A 19,227-nucleotide genomic window follows, 5' to 3' on the forward strand; every position below is an offset into this window, starting at 1 on the left:
CTTTACTTTTGATTACCTTGATAGCTGTTTCTCCAGCCAAGGCACTTTTTTTCCAGAATTCTGACGAATGAATCCGTCAGCTTGCCGACGGCTGCGAAAATCAAAATCCCGACAAACACCTTATCGGTTTGTGAAAACTGTCTGGCATCCATAATCATATAGCCGACTCCGGCGCTTGATCCCATCAGCTCGGCAACAACAAGGCCCAGCCACGAAACACCGAGCGACAGGCGGATGCCTAAGAGGATGTTCGGGAGCGATGCGGGAAGAATCAGCTTTGTCACCTGCTTCAGCCAATGGAACTCCAATACTCTCGCCACATCGAACAGTTTCGAATCGACGCCCCTGATCCCTGAAAATGTGTTGATATATACCGGGAAGAAGGCGCCGAGCGCGATCAAGAGCACCTTTGACAGCTCATCGAAACCGAACCATAAAATAAACAGCGGCGTGACGGCGAGATGCGGAACGGTTCTCAGCATTTGCAGAGAGGGATCGAGATAATCCTCGGCGATTTTTGAAAACCCGATCACTAGCCCCAGCAGGAACCCGAGTCCGGCCCCCAGGCAAAAGCCGAGTGCGGCGCGCTGAATGCTGATGCCTAAATGAGTAAAAAGCTCTCCTGATACGGTAAGATCCCGACATGTAATCAATATATCTAAAGGAGCTGGAAGTGCGGTTTTTGATATGAGCTCAAATGACCCGACAAGCTGCCATAATAAAATCAATATCACAGGTAATACAATTCCCTTCCCCCATGCCAGCCGAAAAGCGGCCGGTCTCAGTTTTGCGCCTGTTTTCGGCTGGATCGAGGGAGTGCTTGATGAAACAGCCCTCATTTGTCATCTCCCCCTTTCAGCGCTTTTTTAATAAATGAATTGTCAACGACTTCTTTTACATCAATCTCTTTGTTAATCGCTTTTAATTTGTATTGAAAATCGGCCGTCTCTTGCTGCGTTTCAATAATGCGGTCTGTGATCGGCTCATTTAACGGTTCGGTGTTATTCAGCACGTTTTCAACGACCTTTTTGTCGAGATTTTTAATTTTCGCATACACTTCAACCGCTTCCTTCTTATGGTTTTTATGCCATTTCACGGCCTTGTCATACACCTTGAGAAAACGGGTCACCTCATCCGGATACTTCTCGGCAAATTCGCTTCGTACAAGCGTAAAACCCGGGGAATACTTGTCGATTTGTTCCCCGTCAACCAATATTGCCGCGTCACTTTTGATCGTTTTAAGGGACAAAAACGGCTCCCAAATCGACCATGCATCAATCGCGCCGCTATCAAATGCCGGCATGGCTTCGTCAGGCTGAAGCTGAATGATGTTGACGTCTGTTGGCTCCAGACCTGCTTTATCGATCACTTTATACAGAAAATCGAACCCGCTGCTGCCTTTTGCCACCGCCACCTTCTTTCCTTTCAAATCTTTTATGTCATCGATGCCGCTCCCTTTTTTCACAAGAATGCCGTTCGCCTTTAAACCGTCTTGCGAAAGACCGATTTCTTTAAAATCAATGCCGGCCGCCTGCCCTGCGATCACCGGTGAATTTCCGACTTGGGAAAAATCAAGTTTACCTGCGGCAAGACCTTCAAACTGCGGCGGACCGCTTTGAAACTCTGTCCATTTCACTTGAATCCCTTCTTTTGCGAACTCTTTTTCAAACCAGCCTTTTTCTTTCGCAAGGAGCAACGGGCTTAAGCTTTGCTGCACTCCGATGTTGATCTCTTTTAAATCTCCGCCCCCTCCGCTTGATTGGGCTGCTGTACAACCCGCAAGAAGCATCAGGCAGCCCAGCATATACAACGGCCATTTTTCCACGTTTTTCCGCTCCTTTCTGCTCAAATCCCTGAACCTTCCTGAAAGCTGAATGTTTCCGTTGTCTCGAATTCTTTCAGCACTTTTTGTCTGATTGATTGAAAAACGGGCGATGTTCTGCTGCGCGGAAATGGCAGATCGACCGGAATCAGCTTATGGATTCTCCCCGGCTTTGCGGTAAGAATCGCGACCCGCTCAGCTAAATACACCGACTCGTCAATATCGTGCGTCACGAGGATCATCGTCATCTTCTTTTCTCGCCAAATGTCTGTCAGTACATCCTGCAGATGCTTTCTCGTAAAGGCGTCCAAGGCGCCGAAGGGTTCATCAAGCAGCAAAATCTCGGGCTCCCTGAGCAAAGCTCTGGCAATCGCGACCCGCTGCGACATTCCGCCGGACAGCTCGCGCGGGTACTGTTTCTCCGCGCCTTTCAGCCGTACCGTTTCAATCAATTCATCGACTTTTTTTCGCACCGCCGGTTCTTTCAGGCTTAAATCTGCGGCGATATTTTGCTCAACCGTCAGCCATGGAAAAAGCCGATGCTCTTGAAAGATGAAGCCTTGCTGAATCCCCGGGCCCTTGATTTCTCTTCCGTTCATGCTGATTCGCCCTTCATAATCCCCGTCAAGACCGGCAGCGATTTTTAAGAGCGTGCTTTTCCCGCACCCGCTTGGACCGATGACAGTCAGAAATTCGCCGTTTTCGACCGTCAGTTTCACGTCTTGAAGCACGCTTGTTTTAAGGCTGCCGTTTCCAAATGCTTTTTCATTTACACGAATTGATAAAGACATCTTGTTCCCCTTTCTTTTCTAAACTGAAAATAAAAAACTCTTATCCCAATTGAGATAAGAGCCTTCGGTTGACCGATCAGCGATGATGGAATTTTCCGAAATATTAAACAACATACTAATTCATATTATTCCGACCTGTCAACCCCATATTATAAAAAAACAGATGAAAGGTTCCCCTTTCATCTGCTGTATTGCCCGTCTTTACCTGTAAATGCTGCCGCCTGCTTTTTTAAATTCCTTCGCCTTCTCTTCCAATCCTTTTTGAATTGCCTTTTCTTCATCAAGGTCGTTTTCCTTGGCATAGTCGCGAATATCCTGGGAAATCCTCATACTGCAAAATTTAGGCCCGCACATTGAACAAAAGTGTGCCGTTTTGGCGCCTTCCGCAGGAAGGGTTTCGTCATGGTATTCAAGCGCTCTTTCCGGATCGAGCGACAAATTGAACTGGTCCCGCCAGCGGAATTCAAAGCGCGCCTTGGAAAGCGCGTCATCGCGGATTTGCGCGCCGGGGTGCCCTTTGGCAAGGTCAGCCGCATGGGCCGCGATTTTGTATGTTATGACGCCTTCGCGGACATCGTCTTTGTTCGGCAGTCCCAAATGCTCCTTCGGCGTCACATAGCAAAGCATGGCCGTACCGTACCAGCCGATCATCGCCGCTCCGATCGCCGATGTAATATGGTCGTAGCCCGGTGCAATATCGGTCGTCAGCGGGCCGAGCGTGTAAAACGGCGCCTCTTTGCAAATCTCCATCTGCTTGTCGACATTCTCTTTGATTTTATGCATCGGCACGTGTCCCGGGCCTTCGATCATCACTTGAACATCATGCTTCCAGGCGATTTTCGTCAGCTCGCCGAGCGTCTCCAATTCGGCAAATTGGGCTTCATCATTCGCATCGGCAATCGAGCCGGGCCGGAGGCCGTCCCCGAGCGAAAATGCGATATCGTATGTTTTCATAATCTCGCAAATCTCTTCAAAATGGGTGTACAGAAAGCTTTCCTCATGATGAGCCAAACACCATTGCGCCATAATTGCCCCGCCGCGGGATACGATTCCGGTGACGCGCTTTGCCGTCAGCGGCACATACCGAAGAAGGACGCCGGCATGAATCGTAAAATAATCAACGCCTTGTTCAGCCTGTTCGATTAATGTATCGCGGTAAATCTCCCAAGTGAGGTCTTCCGCGACGCCGTTTACTTTTTCAAGCGCCTGATAAATCGGCACGGTTCCTACAGGAACTGGACAATTACGGATGATCCACTCCCTCGTTGTATGAATATCTTTACCTGTGGACAAGTCCATCATCGTATCGGCGCCCCAGCGGATGGCCCATGTCATTTTTTCCACTTCTTCTTCAATCGAAGAGGTGACAGCGGAATTGCCGATGTTGGCATTGATTTTGACGTGGAAGTTGCGGCCGATAATCATCGGTTCGCTTTCCGGATGGTTGATGTTTGACGGAATAATCGCCCGTCCGCTTGCCACTTCATCACGAACAAATTCGGGAGATACGTGCTCTCGGATCGCGATAAATTCCATCTCGGGCGTAATGATCCCCTTTCTTGCGTAATGCAGCTGCGTGACGTTTTGACCTTTTTTCGCGCGCAGCGGTTTTCGTTTCAACCCTGGATAGCTGTGGCTCGCTTTCTCTTTGCTTTTATAGCCGTTATCCTCCGGTCTGATTTCTCTGCCTTCATATTCTTCGGTATCGCCGCGCTCCCTGATCCAGGTCGCCCGCAAAGGTTTCAGCCCTTTAAGAATATCAACCTCCGCATTCGCGTCCGTATAAGGACCGCTTGTGTCGTAAACGCGGACAGGCTGATTTTCTTCGGCGCCAAACGAACCCGTCGTCGGACTTAGCGAAATTTCTCTCATCGGCACTTGAATGTCAGGCCGCGCCCCTTCGACATACACTTTGCGGCTCCCTGAAAAACTTGACATGATCGAGATGTTTTTTTGCTGTACTGACTCCTGTTTCATGTAAAAATCCTTCCCCTCTAAAAAATTGATCAGGACGAAACTCCGGAACAGCACCAGCACAAAAAAACCAGGCTCATATGATGAACCTGGTTTTACAGTCAGTAAAATCACTGGAAGACAGACGGACCATACCCATTCCCCATCTTCTCCCGAATCCTTTTTACTTCCCCACGCTGGTACGAACCAGATCAGGTCCAAAGGGTTAAGAAACACGTGTTTCTCTCTCAGCCCGCATTCGGGCACCCCTAGTAAAGCTATTCAATTCATTTTTTATCGTAACACACCGATTTAGCAAGTGAAAAGGTTGGAAAAATATATGAATCTTTTTAACTATAAAAGGGACCTTAGCGGCGCACCCAATGATTATAAATTGCGATGAAGCACATCGAGTATATGTTTCAAATCCGCCGCCTCAATTTGGCCAGGTGCGGATGCTTTTTTAGCTGCGCCGAACGTCACGGCCGAGCCAAATACCTCTCCGGCGAGCCGGCTGATCAAGCCTTTTCCGGCCATCGACATCGTGATAATCGGCCGCTTCGCATACTGCTCATGCATCATATGAGTCGCCTCAAGCAACACCAGCACATCTGCCGGTGTTTCAGGCATCACCGCGATCTTAGGGAAATCGGCGCCAAGATCCTGGGCTTTTCGGAGACGGGAAACGATCTCTTCCGCTCTCGGCGTCTTCCCGAAATCGTGGTTGGATATAATGACAAAGACATGTTGCATATGAGCCGCTTGAACCAGTTTTTCCACATTATGCTCTTCATTGAACAGCTCGACATCAATCACATCTGCCAGCCCTGTTTTGACTACGGCATGATTCAAGGCAAAGTAAAATTCCTTACCGACTTCTTTTTCGCCGCCTTCCTCCGCGCTGCGAAATGTAAATATCAACGGGATATCCTTTAAGATCTCCCGGATGTCAGCCAATACCTCTTTCACTTTGTCAACGTCTTCGACATCTTCAAAAAAATCCGCCCGCCATTCGGCAAGATCCGGATTAATGGATAGAAGAAAAGCAGCTTCTTCTTTCAATTGTTCATGCGTTTTTCCGATGAGCGGCACGCAAATTTTCGGGGCTCCTTCTCCGATGGCCACCCCTCGTATCTTCACCGTATTCACCAACGGCCTCACTCCTGTTCTCTATATTACAAGGGTCTTTGCATTAACGGTACCGAAGATTGACCGTAAGCACAAGCAGAAATTAAGAAAGAAGGCTAAACGCTTCAAGCACTCATATACCAAGATGAGATCACCTTTCGAAAGCTTGCTTATTTAAAAATGAATCTACTATTCCTTGCAGAATACGACTCATTTCTTCAGGAGTTTCCTTCCGGCCTCTCTCAAACCATTTTGAAAGGATGTTCCAAAAGCCCCCTGCGCTGAATGAAAGCCCGTACTCCAAGTCGATTTCGCTTTTAAAATGAAAGGTTTCTTCTTTAAATTTTTTGTGAAGATCTGGAAGTAGTTCATTATATTTCTCAACAACCAAATAAAATAATTGATTCTGATGAAGGGCTTGTAAAAAATCGGCATGTCGGCTCCAAAAGTTGAAATACGCATGTCCAAGACTGGATAAGTCAATATGTTTTTCCTGAACAATGTAATTGGAATACTCACTACAAAGCTGCTCAAAATAGCGGTCTAATATATCTTTTTTTGAATGGAAATGCCGATAAAATGTTCTTCTGTCAAGCTGCGCTTTTTCCGCTATCTCTGTAATGGTAATGTCTGAAAAGCTTTTTTCCTTCATAAGCTCCAACAATGATAGCGTCAGCCAGCTTTTAGATTGCTGAGCTGTTTTTGAGGGCATTTGCTTCATATTCTCGCTCCTGTCGCACTTTTTATGGCAATGTAGCACTTTTCGTTGCCTTATTGACTTTGTTCTCTATGAAATGTCACAATTGTGGCACATAAGAGGGGGAATGTAAATGGAAAACATGCAATTTATCGCTTGGATGCTGCCGATCTTATTTATACTGCATGATTTTGAAGAGATGGTGATGGTCGAGGCATGGGGCAAAAGATATCGAAGCAAACTGAAACAACTGAAAAAAGCTCCATTCGGACATGCCAAAACCGCTTCTTTTGTTTGCGCTGTGCTCGAAGAATTTTTACTAGCTGTTGGTGTAACTGTCATCAGTATTTATTTTAATCAATATATCGTCTGGTTTGGTTTCTTTTTTGCTTTTACTGTTCATTTCCTTTTTCACATCGTCCTGTGGTTGAAATTTAAACATTATGTACCCGGCATATTAACGTCGATCTTTATGCTGCCATTTTGTTGCTATTTGCTAACCGCTGCCGCAGAGATAGAAAAATTCAGTTTTCCTGCAATGATCTTATCAGCCATAACCGGAACACTTATCGTCTTTTTTAACCTTAAGTTTCTGCATAAAAAAATGGGAAGGATTCAAGAAAGGCTGGAAGCATATGGCCGCCCATGAAAAGCAGGCACTTGCGGAAAACTCCGGCCCTTTGACCAGAAGCAAAGCAAACGACGAAGACCCGTCAGACGCGAAAAAACTGCCCTTCAAAAGAAAGGCAGTCTGATCTATAAATCATGGCACTGCTAACGATGATTCAATGTTCGTTTCAAAGCTTGTCTATCCGGCTGTTTAGACGAGACGCCTCCACTGCGGCAGCCCGCTTGCACTTCAGCTTTCCAGCCTCTCATCGTTTTGATGATGAAGCATTGTCAGTTCTTCTAGGAGCTGCATTGAAAATCGAATTTGCCAGCAGCCGATATTGATGCTGCGGATGATCGTCATTGGTTAAATCGTTAGCGAAAACAGTTAAGTTCTTGTTGTGATCTTTATACGTGAAGGCCATTATCTTTCCTTTGGCAGCATCATGTCCCGGCCACCAGCCTGCCTTAAAGAAGTGATCTTCATCAGCAATCATCGCAAGCACTTTTGCCGTTTTAGGAACAGCGGTAATATAAGAACCAGTGACTGTGTAGAAGTATTCCTGTTTATTGTAAGGGGCTGTAATAGCATGATCTTGCATGACATTTGCCAAGAAGACGCCTTCGTATCTCTCCCATTCAGGACCTTTAAAAGAAAATCCGGGTACCCACTTCTGAACATTCGTCATCCCCATGTTTCCAAATGCAATGTAAGGCTTTCCTTTATTAACATATTTAGAAGAGTCGAACGTATTGACAAGTACATCTGCACCAGCCTGTTCTGAGGTGACGTTAAAACCCAGATTTTTCAGTACATATGCCGCTTCACCCAATGCTCCTACAGTAGAAGCCTTGAGAACTTTGCCGCTTGGTTTCTTATGGCCGAATGCGCTCACATCAAGATAGTACTTGGAAGCCAATGGGGACAGGTCCTTGTAGGCAACCGCGAAATCGCCCGCTTGATAGCCTGATCCGCTCTTGGTGAGCATTGTAACGGTCTTGCCGGCTGCCAGTAACTCGTTGACCGCCTTTATCGCATCATTGTTTGTGTTTTGGATCAGCACATAAGCTGAGCGTTTTGGCATTTTAGTCCCCGGAAACGATACGGATGTGATGGGAGAAGTCTTGCCTTTGAACACCCCGGTATCGCGAATGACATAACGGTCAAAACCTCGCATATCATGGAAATTTTGAATCATCTCACCGGATATCATTTCATAATCAGATACATCTATTCCATCATACAAGACCAAGTTCGCGAGGCCGCGGTTTGCCTGGTGCATGTTTACAATAAATGATCCTACCGGATATGTTTTTCCGTTAACGGTTACCGCTTTTGTTGATCGTTCAACCTTTACGCCGTTGCGAAGGAAGTACTCAACCACCTTATAGGTTTCCAACACATTCTTTTGAATGTTTTTATCGACCGGGAGTACGTAGTATTCCGGGAAGAAGTTTTGGTTGCCCTGCCGCGGACGGCCGATCTCTTCGTTTTTGGCGTTGACCAAGTAATGATCGACAGCGTGATCATCGATATTGTCTACCCCGCGCTCGAATATTTTTAATTGGTTCAGGAACAGTTCTTCTTTCTTTCCGGCTACATATTTTGCAGCTGCCGCAGAACTGTAATACAGAGCTTTGGTAGACTCTTCATTCGACTCGGGCGTTTCCAGCGTGTGCCCCATCGCACCGTGATACATGGCGAATGCAGCGGTATATGCTGCAGATGCATCATCCCATCCCGAAGCCGTGCCTTTTGACACATAATTCGGATCTTCCGCAGTTTTCCGATGTTCTTCATAAGGGATGTGATAGTAGTCGTACTTCGTATTTGCAATCCCGGCCTCACCCATAGCCTTTGCCTGTTCCACCATGTGATCAATTAAAAGATCATACTCAACGTTCGGGTTATGAGGCGGAGTAGAGGGCTCAATCAGGAAATTGGAATCGAACCCGTGCATATCCAGAAAAGACAGCGGCGACCACTTCGCGATTTGTTCTGTTACGCTGCGCGTCTCAGGCTGGGTTTGATATGAATTATCCCGGTTCAAATCGAAATCCTCAGCATTAGAACGTGTCGTATGAACCCGGCCATCCGGATTGTCCGTATAAACGAACAGGAAGAAAACATGTTTCAAGGCATCATCTATATTCAACGTTGTCTTGCTTTTCTTGCCATTCGGCAGGACTGTATCATACGTTATGCTCTTATCCAACGCCATTGACTTAAAGTAATTCATGATCGCGTCGACTCCAGGCGCTTCATTCGGATGAATATTGTTCAACCAGATCGGCACCTGATAGTCGCCAAATGCGCCGGATTTAATGTCGGCCTGCAATTTCTTCGGATCATTCAGCATGGCAGGGTGAGTCACCTTCTGATACTTATCGACAGCGGCTTTATCTTTGGCAAGCACTGTCAAATAGATATCACGGCCTTCGACCGATTTACCGATGGAAGTCGTTTTAATATATCTGTTGTTTTTTTGCGCAGCTTTTGCTGTAACAGCATCGATCTCCGGCTTCAGCTCGTCGTAAGTGCGGAAGCTGTCATATGGTGTCAATTTTACGGGAGCATGGGCAACCACTCGTCCGTTCATTGTTGCCGCCAAATCATATGTGCCCATCAGAGACGCGTATAGCGGCCGCTGCAGTCGCGGCTCTGACAGGTTGTCTGTATCGTATGGAAGATCGAAGTTGATGTTAGCATGAACTTTGCCGTTGGTTACTTTTACATGTCTAACAGTAATGAAAGGTGCACCGGTGTAATCACGGACCTTATATTTTTTCCATTGAGACAGCGGTTTGCCGTCATACGTCCAGTTTATGCTTTTCATATCAACACCTTGCGGAAGCTTGAATGTAGCATGAAGCGTTCGTTTTTCTGTCATCGAAGCAACATTGTTGTCCAGTTTTAACTTCTGAGATTTTTTAGTCTTTGTTTTTGTCTGCTGACCGGACGCCGTCCCCTTGGCAGTCTGCGCCATAGCAACGCCTGGGGTTATCGCTCCAAGCAGCATCATAAGCGATAAAACCAAGATCAGATAACACTTTGTGAACAATTTCTTAAACATAGAAAAATGCCATCCCCATTTCGTGATTTTTTCAAATTGCAAATTTGATCAGAGAAAAGCCAATACAAGGATGAGGGGGCTGCATTTCATGAACAAGAGCCTGCCTCGCACTCTGATTCAGCATGCACTCATCCATTGTTCTCCGATATCTTCCGGAATTCCCGATAGGCTAACAGCCTGAAGGAGCTGCCTGCTCAGACGGTTCCTTCAGGCAACATGTTGAAGACCGCCTACCTCAGTGTCGTCGGTCCCGTGACGGGTCCCAAGGTGCTGAATGCCCGGTCAAAGCGGCGCATCACTGTCTCGAGCGGACCGGCAGGAAGCCGGGCAATCAGCCACCCTGTCACCGTCGCCACGAACGCGACGAACAGATCACCGAATGGAATGGCCCCGATATCATACTTGGCTCCCGAGATTTCAAGAGCCCATATGACAACAAACTGTGCTGCATACATCGTCAACGCTACACGTCCGACTCCCGCGAACGGCTTTAACACGGCAGAAGTCTTCTGCGGCACGAGACATACCAATCCAAGCACCAGAAAGGCAACCCCAAGCCCCAGCATCGTCTGAAAAGTTGACGCACTGTGCGGAGCGATCGAAAGAAGATTGTGCCACAGCGGCGGCGCCACGTTGTGCGGCCAGATTGCAATACTGATCCGGTTCGGCGCCGGCCGTGCCTTGAACACTTACGAGCCACTCTTCGAAGGAACGGCTCAGCCCTGGAAGAACGAAAGTACCCAAAACTTTAGAGACGATAAGCATGATTGCGCCGCTGCTTACTAGCGAAAGTGCGGTACGCATCTTGGTCAGATCAAAGCGCCCGATTGCCATACCGGCGACGAAAGCGGGTGCAAGTGCGAGCGCGGACATCGGACCGCCTGCCATATCACCAAGCAAGTATGCTTCCGACAGGACGCTGCCTCCGAGAATCATCAGCGGCGGGCTCACTGCAAGCAAAACAGCTGCTGTTGTAACGAGCACACGTGTCGAACGACGAATCAGCACCAACGCCAGCACAAACAGTGCAGCATAAGCGGGCAATATCACCCCGAACGGAGTATTCAGCATAATGAGCAGATATCCTATCATGTCGATAAATACCGCGCGGGCAAGCATCCGCGTCCGAAATGCAGCCGGCTCCATTCCTCGATCCATCATGCGCCCGGCCATGATCGAATAGGAAATGCCGCCGCAAAGCACAAATAGAAGCGTCGTATTCCCGGAAACGATCGAACCGTTCGTTTCGTTCAAGGCGAAGTGCTGCAAATACATCCCGATGACCGCCAGCCCCCGAGCTGCATCAAGTGCCACAATACGCCCTGTCCCCCGCGATTTTTCACGCGCGATCTTCTGCCCTTCAGCCGAGTCCCGGGTAACAATTTCAACGAGCGCACCGTCCTGAAGCGGGGTTGATAAATCTACAAGCTTTCCGTTTAATTTACCGGCAACCGCATGTTCCAGACCGCAGCTAATAGAAGCAGCGACATCTTCAATGCTCGCTTCCTCCTCAAACTCTCTGACGGACCCGTCAGGCAATTTAATGCTAATTGACAACTGTATTCCTCCTCAAAATGTTCCTTTGTCTATATTTGGATGAGATCTTGCTGTATTCAATATAGCTGGCGGATGTCGCTAAAGTTTGATCAACTTGTAAACAAAACGTAAAAAGGCGATCGGAGAATTGGAACATATCATTGCATAAAGAAAAGCACCTTGCTGATGACAAGGTGCTTCATTTCACGGTGCGATAAATGAAGAGTACGGACAACAGTTGGTCATTGCGTTTATGTTGGCGGCTCTCCGCGTTGATGAGGAATAAACAAAAAGAGCGTTCCTTACAAAGGGAACGCTTTTTCATCGTTTGGCAATACGGTGTTTAGTGATACCGGTGGGCGAGGTCAAATATACCCAGAGAACCATTGATAATCAAGTTTTTTGTCTACCTTTGTATAAAATTCGAACGAAAAATTGTAATGAAAATTCCAACACAAAGGACGAAGAAAAATGAGTATCAACACTATCGTTCTGCTTTATACAAGTCGTCCAAGATTTTGGCATAGGTTCGTTTTCAAATTCAAATAATTTTTTCATCAAAAAGGCAGGCCATCAAATGACCTGCCCAAACACAATTATGTTGCGAGCCTAGATGCTACAGAAAATTCTGCGTGTTGTTGTTCAACAGATGTGTGAATGGAAGCGCTCGACACGACCAACAAGCCCAAAGCAAGGGTCAACGAAAGAAACAGCTTAGATTTCATACAGAAAGTCGCCCCTTTTGATTTGTTTCTGAGCCTGCACCATCTGATCATAAAAAAATATGGAATCATTTGGCTGCTCATTCCTAGTATAGAATAGAGCTGCTTCTAATGCCAGTTCCTCAAGATAGGGGTAACCACGACTATCCCGTAATGGTTTCATTGTTTCTAGTACCTCTGACTTATTAGCTGATTTTATAAACAGTACTTCTAAAACATCCAACAGACACAGGAATAATTCATCTTCAAATACCCGCGCACTTTCAAGCGCCTTTTCATAAAATTTTCGTCCTTCAATATTTTCGTTACTTCGAAAGTAATTAAAGCCAAATCATAATAAGCCTGAGTCAGTTCTTTTGCCTTTATTTCCTTTGCTACATCAATCGCCTTATGAAAGTATTCAATACTTTTGTTGGTCTCTCCATTGCATTATAACAATATGCGACATTTAAAAGAGCCTTTGCAACAATCGCCTTGTTTTGAATGTCTTCCGCGGATTCCTTAGCGCTTAAAAGATACGGTAAAGCTTGATCATTCGTTGATAAATCAATGTAATTCCCAGCAACAACGAATAGACAATTGATTCTTCGAATCACATATGCATCAAATGAAATTTTCGTGATACCGAAAGACAAATTTAAAACAAATGGCTTTTTGGTTTAGTCACAGAGCCTAAAGAATGCTACAACAAACTTGTTTACGATAATCGAAATGAATTAATAGAAATAATGACCTAAGCCTAATGATTCATTTTCATGGTTGAACAGGATATATTCACCAAGTCCTTTCTATAAAGTGGTAAACTATATACTGATTGTAATGAAAAGTATTAGAGGAGAATGCCATGAAGACTCTTGATGTTCAGGCGTTACACAATGCAATAGATCAAACGCTGGAACAATTAAAACAACAATCAGACGAATTTTCTAAAGTCAAAAAAGCCGTTGAGGGCATCACATCACTTGATGATGCTTTAAAAGGAAAAGGCGGCGACGCAATCCGCGCCTTTTACGAGGAATGTCACACCCCTTTTATACAATTCTATGATACCTTTATAGAGGAATACAGTTCCACGCTGAAGAAAATGAAAAGCGCGCTGAATTCCCTGGAACCAAACCACAACGGATTTATTTCACAGTCCTTTCTCGAACACGAGCTGGAGAATGGCTTAAACGCTGCTGATCGAACAACAAAACATTTGGTTTCCAAGACCAACGCCACGATCGCAAAAGTCAGCCATATCGTAGATTTACCGGATTTGAATGATAGCGGTTTTCACGAACAGAATCAGAAAGCATTAAAGGAAATCAGCACAACCCTTGAAAAGCTGCATGCGTTTGACCGCGAGCAAACCAACGCCCTCAAAACGGCTGAAAATGACCTTGAAACTATGCAGAAATACATTGCGCGGCTCGAAAGGATGTATACCGGGCCCAAAATTGAAATCACCAGTTATCAAAAAGGTGCGATTTTAAAGCCGGATGAGATGGATACCTTGAGTGGAAATCAAGAAACAGCGATGGGTGCCATGTTGAAAAAACTCGGAGACAAAGAAGATGCTGACATTAACACTCTTGCCGATCCAGATCGATTAAAAAAGTTGGCAACACAAAAGGTTTCCAAGAAAGAGTACACTCAAGAGGAATTGAATGAACTTAAAAAAGATTATAGAGTATTTAACGATACGCTTTACCGTGCATACATAGATGGTGATACAATCGTTAAGATAGAACCCGCCTACACCCTTCCAGAGAATGTGGAAAAAAGTGATTTTGATAAATATTTCGATACGGCGATGGAATTTACAGGTGTGTATGATGCAGTAAGAGCAGCGTTTGGATACGACCTTGCGACCGGCGAAATCGTTAAAGATAATGGTGATCGTTTGTTGGCCGCATTGAGTGTCACCCCTTTCGGAAAGGCATTTAAGTACGGAAAGCGCGGCTTCAAGTTATTTAAAGGTGAAGAAGCGGGAAAGAAAGTTGCGAAGGTAGATAAAGGATCAGAGGTAGCTAAGGATGTTGGAAAAGTTGAGAAGAAAACTTCTAAAACTACGAATGATGTTCTTAAAAACCCTATCGAGAGCAAGTTTAAAGGATCTGGAGACCTTGATAAACTTTATAAGAGTGTGTCTTTAGGAAAAGGAACTACAGGCAGAACAAAACCAAATAATTTAAATGAACAATTAGCTATGAAGGAAGTGCTCTCAAACCCTAATACCGGCAAACCTATACCGTTAAGAAAAGGGATGACAGACTCTCGTTGGCCTAAAGATGAAGGCTGGGTTAAAATGTCTAAGAATGTGAATGGAATCGAAGTTCATTACTTAAAAAACACTAAAACAGGCCAGTTCGATGATTTTAAATTTAAATAAATGAAGGTGACAATATATGAAAGTTAAATGCAAGATGAATACAGGCTTAGAGTTATTAGAAAAAACTTATGAAATTGGTTACAGCCCTGAAACCATCTTCGATTTAAAAAAAGACGAACAATATAGCGTTTATGGTATTTGTGAATGGAATTCTTCTTTACACTTTTTAATCAAAGGTGAAGAAGACAATTTTCCATCTTGGTATCCGTCGGAATTATTTGAAGTTACGGAGAAACAGTTGCCACTAGAATGGTATTTTAATTTCGATAGGGATAATGATATTTCCGCAGTGTGGGGTTATAAAGAGTTGGTGATGGATGAAAGCCATTTCGATGGTTTAATGGAGCGAGAAAACGATGCGTTAAAAGTATTTTTAGGACGAAAAAAAGAAATAGACGAAGATTTTTGCTAATTAAATTAAAAGACGCTAAACAGGCGTCTTTCTTTTTTACTTCGACACCACGGCAACCCAGCCAAAACGGGGCTCATATAGTACCTTCAGAACCTTTAAAACCATAACAAAGGAGGATATAAATGGGATATGATCCTTTAATTTCAGCATTAAGAAAGTATAAAAATAACGATTTGATAATAGAATGGAAAAGTGGATTAAAGGTGATTGGAGAACCTGACACACTCTATGAAACAGACAACGGATTGGACGATGATACTGTCAATTATATAGAATATGACGCAGTCGCATTTCAAGTAAATAATATTTTATCCCAACCCACTAATAACGACTGTAGTATATATGATTGGTTGAGACAAGGAGAAAGTTCCAATTGAAATTTCACTTTATGAAGATACACCAAATGCAGTATATTTAGCAGACGGTCAGAAAATATGGGAAATGGATAGTGAGAAATAACAATTGGAGTTTATAAAATCTAAGCCTTCTTGAAAGAGGGCCTTTTTGATTACTTCAATAAAGCTTCAATTTTCGCCTTTGTCTTTTGTCCATAAATACCGTCAGCAGACACCCCGTGCATCAGCTGGAACCTCTTGCATTACATCCGGCCCCCGAACCGCTCTTCCTCTTTTGATTTCGGCTTGTCGTCATCCTTTTTAGGAATAACGAGCTTGCAGCGCGAGGAAATGGTGAAGCCCAAATCACTGGAAGCCTGCCGGCATTGTTTGAATAGTTTATCTTGATTGATAAGCAAGTCCGAATACGCTTCATTGACTACCGTTTTTTCTTTTTCCCCCACGATATTTCCCTGTTCGTCCACATCTCTGACGACTATTGTTTTCATTGGCCCCTGCTCAAGCAGCTGGTCCGTCACCTGAAGGTAAAGCTTCCGCGAATATAAAAAACGGGCGAGCGCATCAACATCTAAATTCGTCATAATTCCGATGTTTTTCAGCTCGTCCGCTATTTTTTTGAACTCTCTTTTTAAGTCTTTCAGCAAATAAGAAGGCGCCTTGATCTCCTCCTTTCTTCGTTCCTCAATCTCCTGTTTTGTCAGTTTTTTCTTACCTTTCACAAGCAATAAATCAACCGGTTGCCTTAGTCTTGCCATTCCCTCACCTCCTTCCGAAATTTCATTTAGGGAATTTTTCAAAATGTGGAGGGGAGCGCGGTCTCCCGCGAATCCTTTCCAGAGATTTAAGGGCGGGGGGTCTCCATTTCCTCCCGTAGCTACAGCATGGCCGTTTCCAATTCCTCTCGAGCTCGCGTGTATTTCTGCTTGTATACGTCAATTCCCTTTTGAGCTTGTGCTTTGAGACGTAGTACAGTCAGCTTCTTTACCTTCTGTTGCATGCGCCTGATCGTCTCGTTCGTGTAGTAGGACGTGTATTCAGTCTGACACCGCGGACACTTGATGTAATGCTGCCGCACCCCGTTGTCATGCTTCCTAACTTTCGAACATCCTTTGATATGAAACTTGGTTCCACAGTGATCACATACGTAGGTTTGATGTTCTGTTGCCAAAGCCTCCATCCTCCTTTGCGGTCTTCCTGCTGTGGCAGGGCGCATACAGCGGCTGCCAGTTGGAAGAGTCCCAAAATAGTTTTTTACCTCCTTTATGCGGAACGATATGGTCAACGACTGTTGCGGGAACCCGTCTGCCTTCCTTCATGCAGGAAACACAGAAAGGATGCTTTGACAGGTACCCCTGTCTTGCTTTCCGCCATTTGCTGTCATACCCCGGCGGGCAGCTGACTCACGGTATTGATCATAGACTGGCTTTTCTCTCTTGTGCTGTTCGCAGTAGCCTTTCCGGGTGAGAGTAGGGCAGCCTGGTTCATTGCAGGATTTTAATGGTTTTTGCATATCATTCCCCCCTCCAAATAAAAAACGCCTTCCCGGATGGGAAAGCAACTTACTATTAACATCTTAATAATAAGAGTACTAAAATTATTGTTTTACTTTATTATTATATTATTTCAACTTTTGCTTCAGCTGCTTCATAAACATCTTCTATTAATTTTTGCTTTGAAATATAATTGTCTGATTGAATTCGAAGTTTAATAAAGTCGTTAACTCCTGTTAATTTAACCAATTTAATACTACTATTTATTTCTTTTAAACGCATTCTAAATTCTTTTGGCGAAAAATTATCTCTATCATTAATTCTTAAACTGATTGAGTATTTTATATATCGTTCATCGCTAACTGTTTGTGTTTTTAAAATTTGTTTTTTTTCAAACAAATTGTTCATAACTCTTTTCTCGAATTGATCAAGTCGATGAACTAAATATTTTTCTGAACTATCAATTTTAACATCTTGTAGTATGGTCTTACTTGAAATTACCCGATAAATTGGGTTATCTATATCTTCTTCTTCAAGTGCATTGACAATTGCCGGCTCCAATTTGCTTCTAAGCTCTAATACTCCTTTCATATCATTAGAATAAAAAATTGTTCTTTCATCTGTAATATCAAAAGGTAAATCAGTACCATGTTCACATATCTGTAAAACTGGTTTTCTTGCCGCATGTCGTACAGCCAACTCATACATTACATTAGGATTTAAGCCTGTTAAATTTACAATCACTAATTCATCTTCTAAAATTCTAGAAATAACTTGCTTATTAATAGACCCTGATTGATCCATACGATGAGCAACATTGATGTTGTCCTCTACAAACCCCATCTCAATTAAAGTTGGGACAATAGCTGCATCAATTGCTCCTTCTGCTGATCTTCTTACCTCTGAGTCATCTCCTCCAATTGGTGTTACAATAAAACAAGATTTATCTTTATTACTCAAACTCCTCGCTCCTATTCAAATTTCATTGATATCACTTTATTTATCGGATATTTAAAAGCGAAAAGAAATCAACTGCGAAATTTGTCGAACGATTGTCTTTTAGAAGTTACTAAACCGGGCCACACTCGGAGGCACCCTTTGTCGCCAATAGTTTAACCTGAGATTCACTGGACCCGGTTGCCCTGATCGTGGAAGAGTATCGGATACACTCGGATAACCGGACAAAAGTGAGTGTTTTACCCAAAATAAAAAAGCACCCCCAAGGATGCTTAAAAATAAATTTTATTTCACAACAAAGTGCGTTACAAGTCGCATATTAACATTTACAATACGCTTATCATCTTCAAATTCATACCATTCACATTCTTGCAATTCTTTTATAAGTGCTCTATTAGACTCCGCAATTACTTTAGCTGTTCTAGTATTATCATTGTCAAACCAAAAAAGAACTTCAAATTTCATAATCTTTTCACCTCCTGTCATATTATCACCAAGGGTCTTTTAAATGAAACTCTACTCGAACTTTGTCGAAGAAAATTAGAGTAACTGTTTTCTACATCAACTTTTTTTCTCTACCTTATCATCAGAAATACATTGTTTAATCAAGTTTGAATAAAACCGCAATTTTCGTACTCTTCTTATATAAAGATAACCTAAAGCTACTGAACCTAAAATTAGAATAATAATACTTTTAAATAGCAATGAGGATAGCAAGTTAAAAATCCCTCTATAAACGTCATCTATTATAGAGATAAAAGTATCTTTCACTATTTTAAGTTTTTCATCATCACTCATTTTTTCTTTGATTTTTAAGTTTATTGCAACATTTGAGGAAGAATTTAAGACTTGTCCTAAAACAACTATTGAACTTCCAACTAAGGAAAACATTATTGTTACAGTTGAAATAAGGATAGTAATTAATTGGTTATTAAAAAAGCTTGTATCTTTACTCGTTTCAATTTCAACATCCAAGCTTTCTCTCATTAAAACCAAATCAGATTTATTGTGAATTGTTTTTATTTTTTCTTTAAATTTCTTTTGATTTTTAAATGATTTTCCGAAAACCCCGCCGCTTTTCTTCTTTTTGAAAAAAGTTGGGTTTTCCCTATATTCAATTGTTTCAAGATATTTTATAACACTTTTTGCATTTTCAAACGATCTGTTCACTCAAAATCACCTATATATAGATATCGGCTGATTACTATCCAAAGTGAATGTATCGCGAAATTTGTCGAACGATTCCTCCTTACACAAAAAGCTTGTTAAAATTTGCGCCTTACAGATACTCCGGGAGGTAGCCAAA

At 43.5% G+C, this 19,227-nt stretch carries 14 protein-coding genes, 4 pseudogenes and 1 riboswitch; of the genes and pseudogenes, 4 read left to right on the forward strand and 14 right to left on the reverse strand.

Annotated features, from left to right (window positions below; translation table 11 throughout):
- Positions 1-2 precede the first annotated feature (2 nt).
- The 6 genes from KI350_RS15295 to KI350_RS15320 form a co-directional block, all read right to left on the reverse strand.
- A complete protein-coding gene (locus tag KI350_RS15295) occupies positions 3-839 on the reverse strand; it encodes an ABC transporter permease (RefSeq protein ID WP_065643540.1) in 837 nt (278 codons plus the stop codon).
- Entirely contained in the window at positions 836-1,804 is a 969-nt protein-coding gene (locus KI350_RS15300) for an aliphatic sulfonate ABC transporter substrate-binding protein (protein ID WP_171866282.1), read from the reverse strand. Before KI350_RS15300 ends, KI350_RS15295 begins: the two co-directional genes overlap by 4 nt.
- 41 nt (positions 1,805-1,845) lie before the next feature.
- Positions 1,846-2,613 (reverse strand): ABC transporter ATP-binding protein, encoded by a 768-nt coding sequence (locus KI350_RS15305; RefSeq protein WP_065643541.1) that lies wholly within the window; start codon positions 2,611-2,613, stop codon positions 1,846-1,848.
- A 201-nt stretch (positions 2,614-2,814) separates the two neighbouring features.
- Positions 2,815-4,590, reverse strand: a complete 1,776-nt coding sequence (gene thiC / locus KI350_RS15310; RefSeq protein WP_065643564.1) for a phosphomethylpyrimidine synthase ThiC — start codon at positions 4,588-4,590, stop codon at positions 2,815-2,817.
- 148 nt (positions 4,591-4,738) lie between these two features.
- Positions 4,739-4,847, reverse strand: a riboswitch (TPP riboswitch).
- A 106-nt stretch (positions 4,848-4,953) separates the two neighbouring features.
- Complete coding sequence (gene aroD, locus KI350_RS15315; RefSeq protein ID WP_065643542.1) at positions 4,954-5,718, reverse strand: type I 3-dehydroquinate dehydratase; 765 nt, start codon at positions 5,716-5,718, stop codon at positions 4,954-4,956.
- 127 nt (positions 5,719-5,845) lie between these two features.
- Complete coding sequence (locus KI350_RS15320; RefSeq protein ID WP_065643543.1) at positions 5,846-6,415, reverse strand: TetR/AcrR family transcriptional regulator; 570 nt, start codon at positions 6,413-6,415, stop codon at positions 5,846-5,848.
- A gap of 109 nt (positions 6,416-6,524) precedes the next feature.
- On the opposite strand from KI350_RS15320, the gene KI350_RS15325 reads away from it, so the two are divergent.
- Positions 6,525-7,040, forward strand: a complete 516-nt coding sequence (locus tag KI350_RS15325; protein ID WP_065643544.1) for an HXXEE domain-containing protein — start codon at positions 6,525-6,527, stop codon at positions 7,038-7,040.
- Positions 7,041-7,266: 226 nt separating this feature from the next.
- Here the strand turns inward: KI350_RS15325 and KI350_RS15330 are convergent, their stop codons facing one another.
- Both KI350_RS15330 and KI350_RS15335 read right to left on the reverse strand, forming a co-directional pair.
- Complete coding sequence (locus KI350_RS15330) at positions 7,267-10,074, reverse strand: M14 family metallopeptidase (protein WP_065643545.1); 2,808 nt, start codon at positions 10,072-10,074, stop codon at positions 7,267-7,269.
- A 230-nt stretch (positions 10,075-10,304) separates the two neighbouring features.
- Positions 10,305-11,631: pseudogene (locus tag KI350_RS15335) on the reverse strand (TGS domain-containing protein).
- A 1,545-nt stretch (positions 11,632-13,176) separates the two neighbouring features.
- On the opposite strand from KI350_RS15335, the gene KI350_RS15340 reads away from it, so the two are divergent.
- The 3 genes and pseudogenes from KI350_RS15340 to KI350_RS15350 all read left to right on the forward strand — a co-directional run bounded on the left by KI350_RS15340 (position 13,177) and on the right by KI350_RS15350 (position 15,577).
- Complete coding sequence (locus KI350_RS15340; protein WP_171866280.1) at positions 13,177-14,706, forward strand: ribonuclease YeeF family protein; 1,530 nt, start codon at positions 13,177-13,179, stop codon at positions 14,704-14,706.
- Between the two features lie 16 nt (positions 14,707-14,722).
- Complete coding sequence (locus KI350_RS15345; RefSeq protein WP_065643546.1) at positions 14,723-15,118, forward strand: phosphoribosylaminoimidazole synthetase; 396 nt, start codon at positions 14,723-14,725, stop codon at positions 15,116-15,118.
- Between the two features lie 122 nt (positions 15,119-15,240).
- Positions 15,241-15,577: pseudogene (locus tag KI350_RS15350) on the forward strand (hypothetical protein).
- 49 nt (positions 15,578-15,626) lie between these two features.
- On the opposite strand, the pseudogene KI350_RS23320 reads toward KI350_RS15350, so the two are convergent.
- From KI350_RS23320 to KI350_RS15380, 6 genes and pseudogenes are all read right to left on the reverse strand, one after another.
- Positions 15,627-15,713, reverse strand: a pseudogene (locus tag KI350_RS23320) (peptidoglycan-binding domain-containing protein); the annotation flags it as partial.
- 3 nt (positions 15,714-15,716) lie between these two features.
- Positions 15,717-16,229 (reverse strand): phage terminase small subunit P27 family, encoded by a 513-nt coding sequence (locus KI350_RS15360; RefSeq protein ID WP_065643547.1) that lies wholly within the window; start codon positions 16,227-16,229, stop codon positions 15,717-15,719.
- Between the two features lie 381 nt (positions 16,230-16,610).
- Positions 16,611-16,984: pseudogene (locus tag KI350_RS15365) on the reverse strand (HNH endonuclease signature motif containing protein).
- A 103-nt stretch (positions 16,985-17,087) separates the two neighbouring features.
- Positions 17,088-17,924, reverse strand: coding sequence for a hypothetical protein (locus tag KI350_RS15370; protein ID WP_065643549.1), 837 nt, complete (start codon positions 17,922-17,924; stop codon positions 17,088-17,090).
- Between the two features lie 282 nt (positions 17,925-18,206).
- A complete protein-coding gene (locus tag KI350_RS15375) occupies positions 18,207-18,386 on the reverse strand; it encodes a hypothetical protein (protein WP_065643550.1) in 180 nt (59 codons plus the stop codon).
- A 96-nt stretch (positions 18,387-18,482) separates the two neighbouring features.
- Positions 18,483-19,091 carry a hypothetical protein gene (locus KI350_RS15380; protein WP_065643551.1) on the reverse strand — a complete coding sequence of 203 codons (609 nt, stop codon included), beginning with the start codon at positions 19,089-19,091 and terminating at the stop codon, positions 18,483-18,485.
- Between the last annotated feature and the right edge of the window lie 136 nt (positions 19,092-19,227).

It is taken from the genome of Bacillus sp. J41TS8 (assembly GCF_018333035.1).
Taxonomy (GTDB): Bacteria; Bacillota; Bacilli; order Bacillales; family Bacillaceae; genus Bacillus; species Bacillus paralicheniformis.

Bases quoted from the DNA above. Each gene is read 5' to 3' on its own strand.
- KI350_RS15360 (WP_065643547.1), bottom strand. From the start codon at position 16,229: ATGGCAAGACTAAGGCAACCGGTTGATTTATTGCTTGTGAAAGGTAAG.
- KI350_RS15325 (WP_065643544.1), top strand. From the start codon at position 6,525: ATGGAAAACATGCAATTTATCGCTTGGATGCTGCCGATCTTATTTATA.
- KI350_RS15320 (WP_065643543.1), bottom strand. From the start codon at position 6,415: ATGAAGCAAATGCCCTCAAAAACAGCTCAGCAATCTAAAAGCTGGCTG.
- thiC (WP_065643564.1), bottom strand. From the start codon at position 4,590: ATGAAACAGGAGTCAGTACAGCAAAAAAACATCTCGATCATGTCAAGT.
- KI350_RS15305 (WP_065643541.1), bottom strand. From the start codon at position 2,613: ATGTCTTTATCAATTCGTGTAAATGAAAAAGCATTTGGAAACGGCAGC.
- KI350_RS15295 (WP_065643540.1), bottom strand. From the start codon at position 839: ATGAGGGCTGTTTCATCAAGCACTCCCTCGATCCAGCCGAAAACAGGC.
- KI350_RS15345 (WP_065643546.1), top strand. From the start codon at position 14,723: ATGAAAGTTAAATGCAAGATGAATACAGGCTTAGAGTTATTAGAAAAA.
- KI350_RS15340 (WP_171866280.1), top strand. From the start codon at position 13,177: ATGAAGACTCTTGATGTTCAGGCGTTACACAATGCAATAGATCAAACG.
- KI350_RS15300 (WP_171866282.1), bottom strand. From the start codon at position 1,804: ATGCTGGGCTGCCTGATGCTTCTTGCGGGTTGTACAGCAGCCCAATCA.
- KI350_RS15375 (WP_065643550.1), bottom strand. From the start codon at position 18,386: ATGAAATTTGAAGTTCTTTTTTGGTTTGACAATGATAATACTAGAACA.
- KI350_RS15330 (WP_065643545.1), bottom strand. From the start codon at position 10,074: ATGTTTAAGAAATTGTTCACAAAGTGTTATCTGATCTTGGTTTTATCG.